This window comes from Streptomyces sp. CNQ085 (genome assembly GCF_022614595.1).
Taxonomy (GTDB): domain Bacteria; phylum Actinomycetota; class Actinomycetes; order Streptomycetales; family Streptomycetaceae; genus Streptomyces.
Genome location: NZ_JAJFAU010000090.1, coordinates 8,904 through 20,806, shown reverse-complemented (window position 1 = coordinate 20,806; position 11,903 = coordinate 8,904). Strand labels below are relative to the sequence as shown.

General features: G+C 72.6%; 10 protein-coding genes and 1 rRNA gene. 4 read left to right on the top strand and 7 right to left on the bottom strand.

Features of this window, described 5'->3' with window-relative positions; translation table 11 throughout:
* Positions 1–74, top strand: a 5S ribosomal RNA gene (gene rrf, locus LJ221_RS15805); the annotation flags it as partial.
* Positions 75–142: 68 nt separating this feature from the next.
* Here the strand turns inward: rrf and LJ221_RS15800 are convergent.
* The 7 genes from LJ221_RS15800 to LJ221_RS15770 all read right to left on the bottom strand — a co-directional run bounded on the left by LJ221_RS15800 (position 143) and on the right by LJ221_RS15770 (position 8,397).
* Entirely contained in the window at positions 143–919 is a 777-nt protein-coding gene (locus LJ221_RS15800; RefSeq protein ID WP_241717376.1) for an aminoglycoside adenylyltransferase family protein, read from the bottom strand.
* Between the two features lie 29 nt (positions 920–948).
* Complete coding sequence (locus LJ221_RS15795) at positions 949–2,490, bottom strand: type VI secretion protein (RefSeq protein WP_241717375.1); 1,542 nt, start codon at positions 2,488–2,490, stop codon at positions 949–951.
* Between the two features lie 2 nt (positions 2,491–2,492).
* A complete protein-coding gene (locus LJ221_RS15790) occupies positions 2,493–3,938 on the bottom strand; it encodes an ATP-binding protein (RefSeq protein WP_241717374.1) in 1,446 nt (481 codons plus the stop codon).
* Between the two features lie 15 nt (positions 3,939–3,953).
* Entirely contained in the window at positions 3,954–5,504 is a 1,551-nt protein-coding gene (locus LJ221_RS15785; protein WP_241717373.1) for an SCO6880 family protein, read from the bottom strand.
* Entirely contained in the window at positions 5,501–6,808 is a 1,308-nt protein-coding gene (locus tag LJ221_RS15780) for a hypothetical protein (RefSeq protein ID WP_241717372.1), read from the bottom strand. The genes LJ221_RS15785 and LJ221_RS15780 overlap by 4 nt, the downstream gene beginning before the upstream one ends.
* On the bottom strand, positions 6,798–7,589 hold the full coding sequence (locus LJ221_RS15775) for a hypothetical protein (RefSeq protein ID WP_241717371.1): 792 nt from the start codon (positions 7,587–7,589) through the stop codon (positions 6,798–6,800). Before LJ221_RS15775 ends, LJ221_RS15780 begins: the two co-directional genes overlap by 11 nt.
* Positions 7,590–8,088: 499 nt before the next feature.
* Positions 8,089–8,397, bottom strand: a complete 309-nt coding sequence (locus LJ221_RS15770) for a hypothetical protein (RefSeq protein WP_241717370.1) — start codon at positions 8,395–8,397, stop codon at positions 8,089–8,091.
* A 112-nt stretch (positions 8,398–8,509) separates the two neighbouring features.
* Here LJ221_RS15770 and LJ221_RS15765 point away from each other — a divergent pair, with 112 nt between their 5' ends.
* The 3 genes from LJ221_RS15765 to LJ221_RS15755 form a co-directional block, all read left to right on the top strand.
* Positions 8,510–9,481, top strand: coding sequence for a bifunctional lytic transglycosylase/C40 family peptidase (locus tag LJ221_RS15765; protein ID WP_241717369.1), 972 nt, complete (start codon positions 8,510–8,512; stop codon positions 9,479–9,481).
* A 215-nt stretch (positions 9,482–9,696) separates the two neighbouring features.
* On the top strand, positions 9,697–10,383 hold the full coding sequence (locus tag LJ221_RS15760; RefSeq protein ID WP_241717368.1) for a phosphatase PAP2 family protein: 687 nt from the start codon (positions 9,697–9,699) through the stop codon (positions 10,381–10,383).
* A gap of 341 nt (positions 10,384–10,724) precedes the next feature.
* On the top strand, positions 10,725–11,903 hold a 1,179-nt coding region (locus LJ221_RS15755), incomplete at its 3' end, for a hypothetical protein (protein ID WP_308314792.1).

Sequence of the window (11,903 nt, the reverse complement as noted above, 5' to 3'; positions counted from 1 at the left end):
ACCCGGAAGCTAAGCCTTTCAGCGCCGATGGTACTGCATGGGGGACCGTGTGGGAGAGTAGGACGCCGCCGAACAATTTGTGAGGCCTCGGTCTCCGAGTTTATGACTCGGAGACCGAGGCCTTTTTGTGTTCACGTTGTGTTCACGTTTTCTCCTGCCGGAGCCGACGGATTTCGGTGAGCACTTTCTCCGTATGCGGGTGTACCCGGGCTCGCAGTTCGTCGTCCCAGGTCTCTTCGGAGTAGCGACGCTTGAGGTAGAGATCCCTGGCATGTTCCAGGACGGGCCGGTGCTCCGGCGGAAGCCGGGCGAGGGCCCAGTCGGCGGCGGTGTCCTTCGACACGATCTCGCCGGTGATGAGCGTGATCCAGATACGGGCGAGGGCCAGCACGACGTTGCGGGTGTCGTCCTCCAGCCCGTCGAGCAACTCGGGAACTCCTGCGACACTCGCCCGTACCAGGTCTCCGTGCGGTACGGGGTCGATGACCCGCGCGGGCCGCGGGCCGGTGAGGGGGCGGTCTCCTGCCAGCACCGTCGTGAGCAGCAGGGCCAGGTCCGGCATCGGCTCCGGCCGGGGAATGCCGCCGGTCTCGAACGTGTCGCGCAGCCACTCGCCGTACAGGAAGTCGCCGGTCGACGGGAATCGCCATGGGCGGATCTCGGACTGGACGACGACGGTGAGCTCGACCGGGCGGCGGGACTCGTCCGCTGAATCCGTTGAGGCGGAGAACCCGAGCAGCCCCCCGAGAAGCGCGTGCCGCTCCCGTTCGTTCATGGTTCGCCGGGACAGGACGAGGAGATCGATGTCACTGGCCGGCCGGAGGCCTCCGAGTACGGAGGAGCCGTGGAGGTAGACGCCGATGGCCATGGGGCCGAGCACGGTGTCGACCAGCTCCACGGTCTCCTGGAGTTGACTCATCTCCACGGTGTCCTCGCCCTGCCGGGCTGTCAGGGTACGGGGCGCGCCGGCGGCTCGGCTTCGCCGAGCCGGGGCCACCAGGCGTGTGCCCGGGCCTCCGAGCGCAGCAGTGCCAGGGTCGGCATGCCCGTCGGCTCGCCGTTCGCCAGGAGGTCGGGCAGTTGGGGGATCGGGGCGACCGCCGCGGCGTTGTGGAAGATCAGGGAGAGTGGTGGGTCGAGCCGGCCGGCGGATGACCCTGCGGCCATGCGGCGGCCGTGCTCGACCACGCTCGCGGTGAGAGCCGTGAGGAGCGGCATCGTGCCGGGGGCACGGCGCGGGTCCTCGACGGTTTCGCCCACGACATAGAGCGTTCCCCGTTCGGCCGCGAAGGATTCCAGGGCGGCCGAATCCGTGCGCGGCGCCGTACACGCGTTGCGGACGTGGAGCTGGGAGAGGCAGGAGAGAGCGCTTCGGACGATGCCGATGGCGGCGTCCCGGCGTTCGGGGTGGGCGATCAGGGTCGCCTCCAGCTCGCCCGCCGCGCCGGAAGCCGCCTTGGGGTGCGTGCGCAGTATCCGGACGGCCTCCGCGGAGGAGCCCGCCGAGGCGCCGGCCCACCGGTGGACCTGACGGAACGGCTCGCTGGCCACGGCGGCGGCGTGGAGCCAGCAGCCCAGGACCGTCTCGGCGGCATCGTGGACGGCCGCGTCCGCCCGTGCGGGGCTGCGCACGGGGACGAGCAGGGCCGCGGCCCGTGCGGCGGCGGTACGGCGGTCCTCGCAGCCGTGGTGGGGCGACCAGCGCAGCCGTACGGGGGCGTCGGTGAGCTGCCCCGGGTCGTAGACGTGGACGGGACCGAGTTTGGCGCGGGCTCCCGCGGTCCCGGCCCACAGGGCGGGGTCGGCGGTCACGACGAGGGCCGCCCCGGGGGCGGCGCGCAGGGCGTCGGCGGCCCGGACGGTGTGGGGAGCGCCGTACTCCACGCCCACGGGCGGGCCGGAGAACGCCTCGGGGACGGGGCGGGCCCGTACGGCGCCGGGGACCTGCCGCACGGGCCCGTGCTGGGACATGGGGACGGGGTCCGTGGGAGCGGGGTCCGCGACAGCGGGAAGGGGCGCCGCGGTCGTCCCGTGCGGGGAGGCGGGCGGGGCGGCCTCGTGCGGGGCCGCCCGCCGGACGGCTTGCCGGGCCACGCGCAGGGCGCGCCGGCGGGCCACGGTCCCGGCCGCGAAGAACCCCAGGACCGTCAGGACCATCGCCTGACCGGTGAGGACCCCCCAGAACAGGCCCGGTCCCGGCAGGGTACCGGCCTGTGCGCCGGGCCAGGCGGCGGCCAGGTCGCCCGGTTCGGAGACGAGGGAGCGCATGGCCGCCGGGGTGTGGGTGAAGGCGACCCCCCGCGGCCACGCTCCGTGGGCGAGGAGACCGGCCAGTCCGGCTGCCGTCCAGCACAAGGTGGTGACACTCAGCAGGAAACCCATGAGACCGAGCAGCAGGCCGTCCGGGATGCCCCTCTCCGGCGGGGAGCCCGTTCCGCCGCCGCTCCGCGTTCCGGGTGCTCCGGGCGCTCTGTCGTGGCCCCGTGCCATCCTCAGGCCACCGTCTCGTCGGCGCGTGCGAGCCGTTCCATCGCGGCGGCCCGGGATTCGGTCTCGGCGTCGAGGTCGTCGGCCAGGGTGTCCTCCAGGGGGGAGTGCGGGGAGGACCCGGGGTCCGGTGCGTCCGGAGCGGAGGACTCCGTCATCGCGCGGTCGGTGAAGACCAGGGGGCGCTCGACCTCGGTGACCAGGTGTTTGACGACCTGGACGTTGCCGTTGACGTCCCAGACGGCGATGCCGGGGGTGAGGGTGGGGATGATCTCCACGGCCCAGCGCGGCAGGCCCAGCACCTTTCCGGTGGCCCGCGCCTCGTCGGCCTTCTGGGCGTAGATGGTGCGGGTGGACGCCATCTTGAGGATGGCGGCGGCCTCCCTGGCCGCCGCTCCGTCGACGACGTCCGACAGATGGTGGACGACCGCGACGAACGACAGGCCCAGGCGCCGGCCGAACTTCAGCAGACGCTGGAAGAGCTGGGCGACGAACGGGCTGTTGATGATGTGCCATGCTTCCTCGACCAGGAAGATGCGCTTCTTGCGGTCGGGGCGGATCCAGGTGTGCTCCAGCCAGACGCCGACGATGGCCATCAGGATCGGCATGGCGATGGAGTTGCGGTCGATGTGGGAGAGGTCGAAGACGATCAGGGGCGCGTCGAGGTCGATGCCCACCGTCGTCGGGCCGTCGAACATGCCGCGCAGATCGCCGTCGACCAGGCGGTCCAGGACGAGGGCCACGTCCAGGCCCCAGGCGCGCACGTCCTCCAGGGCGACGTTCATCGCCTCGGCCGACTCCGGCTCCGGGTGGCGCAGTTGCTCGACTATGTCGGTGAGGACGGGCTGGCGTCCGGTGACGGTGTCGTTGACGTAGGAGTGCGCGACCTTCAGCGCGAAGCCGGCGCGCTCGTCGAGGCCGTGGCCCATGGCGACCTCGATGATGGTGCGCAGCAGGGCCAGCTGGCCGGTGGTGGTGATGGAGGGGTCCAGCGGGTTGAGGCGGATGCCCCGGTCGAGGGCGGCCATCGGGTCCAGGCGGATGGGGGTGACGCCCATCTCCTCGGCGATCAGGTTCCACTCGCCGACGCCGTCCTCGCCCTGGGCGTCCAGGACGACGACCTGGCGGTCGCGGAAGCGCAGCTGGCGCAGGATGTACGTCTTCTCCAGCGCGGACTTGCCGTTGCCGGACTCGCCGAGCACCAGCCAGTGGGGGGCCGGGAGCTGCTGGCCGTAGAGCTGGAAGGGGTCGTAGATGTAGCCCTTGCCGCTGTAGACCTCGCGGCCGATGATCACTCCGGAGTCGCCCAGTCCGGGTGCGGCGGTGGGCAGGTAGACGGCCTGGGCCTGGCCCGTGGAGGTGCGCACGGGAGAGCGGGTGGTCTCGGTCTTGCCGAAGACGAAGCTGGTGAAGGCGTCGGTGACGGCGGTCAGCGGATCGAACGCGGCCATGGTGGTTGCGCCTCCTCAGCGGCGGATGCCGGTCGCGAACGGCAGGGTGTTCACGAACGCGCGGTGATGCTCCCGGTCGCACCATTCCAGCTTCAGGTAGCTCTTTCCGGCCGATGCCCGGATCGTGCGCTTGTCGCGCGCCAGGGCGTCGGGGTCGCGGGAGGAGACGGTGATGTAGCCGACGAGATTGACGCCGGCGGCACCGGAGGCGAGGTCCTCGCCGCGCTGGTCCACACGGCTGTGGGCGGCCACGTCTCGCGGGTCGACGGTGCGGTTCATCTTGGCGGCGCGGCTGGCCTCGGCCGCGTCGTTGGTCTTCTCCGTCAGCATGCGCTCGATGGCGATCTCGGTCGGCTCCAGGTCCATGCAGACGGCGACGGTGCGGATCACGTCGGGGGTGTGGACCAGCAGCGGGGCGAGGAAGTTGACGCCCACGGGGGTCATCGGCCACTCCTTGACCCAGGCGGTGGCGTGGCACCAGGGGGCACGGGTGGTGGACTCGCGGGTCTTGGCCCGCAGGTGGGTGGGCTCGGAGGCGTCCAGTTCGGCGGGCCAGGCGTTGCGGCGGCTCATGGCCTGGATGTGGTCGATGGGGTGGTCCGGGTCGTACATGGAGTGGATCAGGGACGCCATGCGGGACTGGCCCAGCGGCTGCCGCACCCGGATGTCGGCCTCGGCCAGGCGGGCGCAGATGTCGGTGAGTTCGCGGGCCATGACGACGGCCAGGCCCTCGTCGCGGGTGAGGCGGCGGCCGGTGGAGGCGCGGGTGGCCTTGGCGATCGCGGCGGCCTCGGCGGCCAGGTCGCGGGTGTAGTGCATGCAGGCCACCAGGTAGGCGCGGTGCTGCTCGCTGGAGGTGGAGACCATCGACAGCAGCTGCTCGTAGGAGTCGCGCAGCCAGGGCGAGGCCCGCTCGTCGCCGCGCTGTGCGACGTCCTTGGCGTGGGCGTCGGGGTCGGCGGGGAGGGTGCGGGCGAGCATCTGGATCCGGGTGACGAAGCCGTCGCCGTTGGCCACGTGCTTGAGGAGGGTGCCGAAGCGGTCGACGAGGGCCTCCTGGTCCTCGCTGTCGCGCAGACCCACGCCCGGCCCCTCGATCTCGATGGCGGCGGTGACGGTGCGGCGGTCGGCGTGGAGCAGTACGGCGATCTCGTCGGGCCCGAAGGGCGCGGACAGCCAGTTGACCCGGCCGACACCGGGGGGCGCGGGGATGTCCACCTCGGTGCCGTCCAGCCGGGTGCCGGCCTCGGCGGCGGTGGAGCGGTAGGTGGTGCCGCGGCGCAGCAGGCGCCGGTAACTGCGTTTGATCTCGAACCACTTGTAGTACGTCCGGCCGTTGTAGGGGACGTACACCGCGGCCAGGGCGATCAGCGGGAAGCCGACCAGCAGGGCGATGCGCAGCGACAGAACGGGGACGAGGAGCCCGCTCATCATGCCGAGGAAGGCGCCCGCGACGATCAGCGCGATCTCGCCCGTCTCCCGGTTCCTGCCGACGATGGCGTTGGGACGGGCGCGCCCGATCATGTACGTGCGGCGCGGAGCGACGGTGTGGGACGGGGTCGTCATCCGCGATCACCTCCGGTGCGGTTGCTGGTGGTGCCGCCGCCGTTGCCCGTGCGGGGCGGGGGCGGCGCGGCGGGCCCGGAGGCCCGGTCGCCGCGCGAGGCGTGGGCGGCCACACCGCCGGAGACGGGGTTGGCGGGCCGGGCGGCGGCGCCGGGCTGCCCGCCGCCGCTGCCGCTCTCGGCACCGCCGCGGGCGCTGTGGGTGGTGATGCCCTGGCGGAGCATCGCGGCGGGGGAGGAGACGACGGCGGCTGCCGTACGGGAGGCGGGGTCGGCGCTCGCGTTGCGCTGGCGGACGATCTCGTCGCCGAAGCCGGGTACGAAGCGGTAGATCATGGCGCTGGCGAAGATGGCGAGCAGGATGATCGCCAGGCCGGAGACGATCGCGGAGAAGGCGTTCGGGCCCTCGTCGGAGGCGAGTGCCCCGGCGAGGCCGAGGACGATGACGATGACCGGCTTGACGAGGATCACCGCGATCATGATGCCCGCCCAGCGGCGTACGTGGCCCCACAGGTTCTTGTCGACGAGCCCGGCGTAGACGACCGTGCCCAGCAGGGCGCCGACGTACAGCAGGGCGGCGCGGATGACGAGTTCGAGCCAGAGGACGCCGGCGGCGAGGACGGAGACCAGGGAGACGACGATCAGCATGATCGGGCCGCCGCCGATGTCGTCGCCCTCCTTCAGGGCCTCGGAGAAGGAGCCGAAGAACTTGTCGGTGTCGGACCCGGTGCCCGCGGCGATCACGTCGGTGACGGCGTCGGTCGCGGTGACCAGGGTGTAGAGGATCAGGGGGGTGAAGGCGGAGGCGAGGACCGTCAGCCACAGGAAGCCGATGGCCTCGGTGAGGGCCTCGGTGAGGGGGATGCCGCGCACGGCACGCTTGGCGACGGCCAGCAGCCACAGCACCAGGGTGAGGATCGTCGAGGCGGCGAAGACGACGGCGTACTGGCGCAGGAAGGCGGGGTTGGTGAAGTCGACGGTGGCGGTGGCGGAGACCGCTTCGGAGAGCTTGTCGACGATCCAGGCGGCGGCCTCGGCGCAGCCCTGGGCGAGGGAGGAGAGGGGGTCGAGGGGGGACAGGGGGTCGAAGTCGCCGCCGCCGGGCTCGCCGGTGTCGCACAGGTCCCTGGAGGGGCCGTCGAGTTCCTCGCAGGCGTCCGGCTCCTCGCCGGAGGGCGAGGGCGTCGGCTCGTCGGCCGCCGCACGGGCGGCAGACCAGAACCCGGCGGCCTGCAGGCCCGCCAGGAGTCCGGCGAGCGGCAGGGCGCGGCGCGGGGCGCGGCGGCCGGTTCGGTCAACGGGCATAGGTGAACCCTCCGTACTCCTCGACGGCCCTGCTGATTTCCTCGGCTGTGGAGGCCCGGATGTCGCCCGGTACGGGGGCGGGGCCGTCCTCCTGGGAGTCCTCGGCGATCCTCCAGTCGGACCCGGCCCACCTCAGCCGGAAGGTCCAGGTCTTCCAGGTGGTGGTCACGGGGAGGGTCGACTCCTCACCGGCCATGCCGACCAGGCCCGTGTACCAGACCTCGACGGTGGCGTCGTCGCCCTCGTACTCCGTCACCCTGGTGCCGACGGGGACGGTGCGGGAGACGAAGGTCATGCCCTCGGGTGCCTCGCCCTGGGGTGTGAGTCCCAGGCGTTCGAGGAATGCCTCCGAATAGGCCCTGTCCTGCCGTTCCTTGACGCGTGCGGCGGATTCGGGGGTGTAGAGGGCGTCGACGAGCATGTGCCGGTGCTCGGTCTCGAACATGCCCGTGCCGCCCAGCGCCACCGCGTAGTTGGCGGCAGCGCTCTGCGCGCCCTGCTCGGTGCGGGGGAAGCCCGAGGGCGCGCCGTCCGAACGCCCGGTGACGGGGCGTTCGCCGGTGGGGGCGGTGGGCCGGGCGTCCTCGCGCGTCTCCCCGCCGCCGCTCTGAGCCGGGGCGTCGCCGCCGCCCCTGTTGGCGAAGGCGATGGCCGCGATCAGCAGGACGACGACGCCCACCACCGTCACCATGCTGCGGCCCACCCGGACGGGCTGTCGTCTGGGCTCGTCGTACGCGTCGACGACGTCGTCCTCGTACCCGCCATCGCCGCCGATGCTCATCGTGCGTGTGCCCTCTCGGTAGCCCGGGTGCCGCCCGGTCGTCGTCGTGCCCTGTCCTTGACGTTAACTCCGCCGGGGCGGTTGTGGGACCGGTGTGTGCGGGAATGCTTCCGCACCGTGAGCGGCGGACCGAACGGTCCGGCCCGGTGGCGCCGCCTCGCGCCCCCCGGTCGTGTTCCGGGGGAGGAGGGGTGCCGGCCGGGGCGGGATCGGGTTCCGGGCTGGTGCATCGGTGCGGTGCTCTTTTTTCCTGGTGGGGTGAGCGGTCGGGCGGCCGCGGTCCTCGGGGCGGCGGAGTCGGCGCCGGGCCGCCTTCCGCCGCCGGTGGAGTGTCCGTGGGCGGGACGGCGCCCGGGGCCCGCGGGACGCTCCGCCCGCCGCGGCGGACGTGAGGGTTCTCACGGGGCGTCAGGCGCCCACCGGCCGGGCGCGGTACCGCCGGCCGGTGGGGTACGGGACGGGTCCGGGCCTCGTGCACCGGGAGCGGGACGGTGCGCGGCTACACGGCCATGCCGTAGACGATCGTGAAGAGAGTGCCGAGGGACCCGATGATGAAGACCCCGGTCAGGCCCGCCACGATCAGGCCCTTGCCCTGCTCCGCGCTGAAGGTGTCGCGCAGCGCCGTGGCGCCGATGCGCTGCTTGGCCGCGCCCCAGATGGCGATGCCGAGGCAGAGGAGGATGGCGATGGCCATGACGACCTCGATCATCACCCGGGCCTCGTTGCCCAGTGACCCGAACGGGCCCCAGTCGGGGGCGATTCCGCCGATGATGGTGGTGATGTCGCCCTGTTCGGCTGCCAGAAACATGCTGTGTTCACCGCCCCGGTGAGGGTTGTCGAAAGTTGCGCTTCACTTGGATTCTGACACGGTTGCGGCCGAATCGGCAGTGAACTCCTTTCGGATTGGGGAGGGTTGAGGGATGCGGAAGGCATGGGTGGCGATCGGAACCGGCCTCGGGCTCGTCATGTGCTTCCTGGCGTTGCTCGTGGTGGGCACCTACAGCGCCGCGTCGAACCTGTTCGGCGGGCGGGGCGGCGCGGTCGCGCTGGCCGAGAACGCGGTGCCGGCGGCGTACCGGCCGCTGGTGCAGAGGTGGGGCAACTACTGCCCGGCGCTCAACCCGGCGCTGCTGGCCGCCCAGCTCTTCCAGGAGAGCGGCTGGAACCCGCGGGCGCGCAGCCCCGCCGCGGCGCAGGGGATCGCCCAGTTCATCCCGGGTACCTGGGCGGTCCACGGGGTCGACGGCGACGGTGACGGCGACCGCGACGTGTGGGACCCGGCGGACGCGATACCGTCGGCGGCGAAGTACGACTGCACGCTGGCGAGGAACGTCCGGGGCGTGCCCGGCGATCCGACGGACAACATGCTGGCCGCCTACAACGCGGGCCCGTACGCGGTGACGAAGTACGGTGGGGTGCCGCCGTACCGCGAGACCCAGAACTACGTGAAGGTCATACGGAAGCTGGAGAAGAGCTTCGCGGCGCCCGCCCGGCGCCTGTCGCCGACGAAACAGGCCGCCGGGGCGATCGACTTCGCGCAGAGGAAGCTGGGGACGCCGTACCTGTGGGGCGGGGACGGCACGCCGGAGGACGGCGGGCGGTTCGACTGCTCGGGCCTGACGAAGGCGGCGTACGCGAGCGTGGGCATCAAGCTGCCGCGCGTCGCCAACGACCAGTGGAACACCGGACCGCACCCGAGGCGGAACGAGTTGCTCCCGGGCGATCTGGTCTTCTTCGCGCACGACTTGACCGATTCGCGGTCGATCCACCACGTGGGGATCTACGTGGGCGGTGGCTATATGATCAACGCGCCGTACACGGGCGCGGAGATCCGCTTCGACCCGGTCGACTCCCCCGACTACTTCGGGGCGACGAGGCCCACGGCGTCGTGACCTCCGGGTGGCCGGTGCTCCGGTGACACGGCGCGCGGCCGGGTTCCCCCGGGTCCCCGGGCCTCGGGCCCCGGGTGCGGGTCACCCTCCGATAACGTCCGGGTGATCGTTCGGTGGAGGTCGGAACGCACGGCCGGGGCCGGGCGTTTCCTTGTCCGGAACGGGCATTCCGCTACCACGGGGGTCGGCAGCGAAGAGTGAAGGGCGGCATTGCGATGGCTGAATGGGAGAACCCCGACGTCGAGCTGCTCTACGACATCAACGGATTGGCCAGGGAAGCCCCCGACTGGGCCGACCACCTCATGGAGTACGTCGGCGAGTACGGCACGATCGTGGCGCTGGCGATGCTGGGCCTGTGGGCCTGGTGGACGGCGCGGCGCCGCCCGGACGCGGTCCCGGCGGTTGCCGGGTTGGTCTGGGCACCGCTGGCGGCCGGGGTGGCGGTGCTGGTGAACGTGCCGATCCGGGAGTTCGTGGAGCGGCCCAGACCCTTCCTGACCCATGACGGGCTGGAAGTGCTGGTGGACGGGAAGAGGGACTTCTCATTCGTCAGCGATCACGCGACGCTGGCGATGGCGCTGGCCGTGGGGATCTTCATGGTCAACCGCCGGCTGGGGCTGGCCGGCATCCTGGTGGCGGTGTTCGCCGGGGTCTGCCGCATCTACATGGGGGTGCACTACCCCACCGACGTGGTCGGCGGTCTGGCGCTGGGCACGGCCGTGACCCTGCTGCTGGCGCCGTTGGCGCTGGCGCTGCTGACGCCGCTGATGCGCGCGGTGGCCGCCTCGCCGCGGGTCGGCCGGCTGGTGAGCACGTCACCGGAGCCGCGGCCGGAGCCGGTGGCGCGGACCGGGGAGCCGGACGGACAGGGGCAGCCCTGCGACCGGGACCTGGTCGCCTGAGGCCGCCCGGGGAGCGGGTGTCCGGGGAAGTCCGTCCCGGCGAAGGGCCGTCCCCCGGCAGGACCTCACGCCTCCTGATGAGCCTCGGCATCCGCGCGGGCGCGCCCGCGGGCCCGCCGGGCCGGGCCGCGCCACCCGCAACTGCAGGCCGCGCTGCAGAACGGCCCCTTCTCCACGGTCGAGATCAGATGCTCCCGGGGCGGCGCCGGCCGCTGGGGCGGCACCCCCTGGCTGTCGTTCCGGTGCACACGGCCACGGTACCGGCCGTGACGGGGGCTCCGGGGCCTCGTTAGTCGGAACGGGTTCCGATACGCGTGCTTGGGGGTCGTCAGACGATGGTGGTGCGGCGGAGGCGAAAGGACAGGAGCGCGGCGGTCGGCGCGGTCTGCGCCGGAACGGTGCTGGCGGTTCTGGCCGCCGCGGGCTGCTCCGGGCGGGGGGCCGCCGCCGCTGCCGACGTGAGTGCCGCCGAGGCGCTGGCCGCCGTCCGGAAGGCGGCCGGGACGCTGGCCGGATCGGGCACCTCCCGCACGCGTACGACGGTGGAGATGACCAACGGCGGCACCCGGGTCACCATCCGGGGCACGGGTGTCTTCGACTACGGGAGGCGGTGGGGGCGGCTGAGAGTGGTGCTGCCGGGTGAGGCCACCGGTGAGAGCGAACGCCGCCGGGTCGTGGAACTGGTCACACCGGGCGCGCTGTACATGAGGAACCGGGGCGCGGGTGTGCCCGACGGCAAGTGGGTGCGCGTGGACACGGCGACCCTCCCCGACGGGAACCTGGTCACGGGGGGCGCCACCGATCCGATCAGCGCCGCCGAGCTGCTGCGCGGGGTGCGGTCGGCGTCGTTCCACGGCGAGGAGCGGCTGCACGGGGAGACGGTGCGGCACTACCGGGGCACCGTGGACCTCGCGGCGGCGGCGAAGGCCGCGGAACCGCGCTCGCGCGGGCAGTTGGCCGCGGCGGCGGAAGGGCTCTCGAACCGGGTGGTGGCCTTCGACGCGTACTTGGACGAGCGCGGACGGCTGCGGAAGGTCCGGCACCGCTTCGCCTTCCCGCGGGCGGTGGGTGCTCCGGGCCGGGAGGGCCGGGAGCACCGGAACGAAGGGGCCGAGGTGGTCTCCACCACATCGCTGTACGGGTTCGGCGTACCGGTGGACGTCGAGCTGCCGCCGCCGGGGGACGTCTACACCGGGAGGATCGCCGCGCCACAGGGAGTGCGCCGGAGCGTAGCCGGGAGCGGCGGCGCGAAATGGTCCGGACGTGCCATGCGCGGGGGCACGCTTCTTCCTACTCTGGAGTTCGGGTGCGTCGAAGGGGAGGGGGAGGAGGTGGTGCGCGTGTCCGGCGAGAACAGCGGTCCGCTGGCCGAGGACCACGTGGCCCTCGACGAGATCGAGCTCTACGGGGAGCTGATGATCGCGGCGTCGTCCGCGGTCGAGGACCGGCTCAGTCCCGCCCGCATCGACGAGGTGCTGCGGGTCGGGCGCGACCACGAGCGGAAGGGCCGCGGCCGGCCG

Bases quoted from the DNA above. Each gene is read 5' to 3' on its own strand.
- LJ221_RS15800 (WP_241717376.1), bottom strand. From the start codon at position 919: ATGAGTCAACTCCAGGAGACCGTGGAGCTGGTCGACACCGTGCTCGGC.
- LJ221_RS15795 (WP_241717375.1), bottom strand. From the start codon at position 2,490: ATGGCACGGGGCCACGACAGAGCGCCCGGAGCACCCGGAACGCGGAGC.
- LJ221_RS15790 (WP_241717374.1), bottom strand. From the start codon at position 3,938: ATGGCCGCGTTCGATCCGCTGACCGCCGTCACCGACGCCTTCACCAGC.
- LJ221_RS15785 (WP_241717373.1), bottom strand. From the start codon at position 5,504: ATGACGACCCCGTCCCACACCGTCGCTCCGCGCCGCACGTACATGATC.
- LJ221_RS15780 (WP_241717372.1), bottom strand. From the start codon at position 6,808: ATGCCCGTTGACCGAACCGGCCGCCGCGCCCCGCGCCGCGCCCTGCCG.
- LJ221_RS15775 (WP_241717371.1), bottom strand. From the start codon at position 7,589: ATGAGCATCGGCGGCGATGGCGGGTACGAGGACGACGTCGTCGACGCG.
- LJ221_RS15770 (WP_241717370.1), bottom strand. From the start codon at position 8,397: ATGTTTCTGGCAGCCGAACAGGGCGACATCACCACCATCATCGGCGGA.
- LJ221_RS15765 (WP_241717369.1), top strand. From the start codon at position 8,510: ATGCGGAAGGCATGGGTGGCGATCGGAACCGGCCTCGGGCTCGTCATG.
- LJ221_RS15760 (WP_241717368.1), top strand. From the start codon at position 9,697: ATGGCTGAATGGGAGAACCCCGACGTCGAGCTGCTCTACGACATCAAC.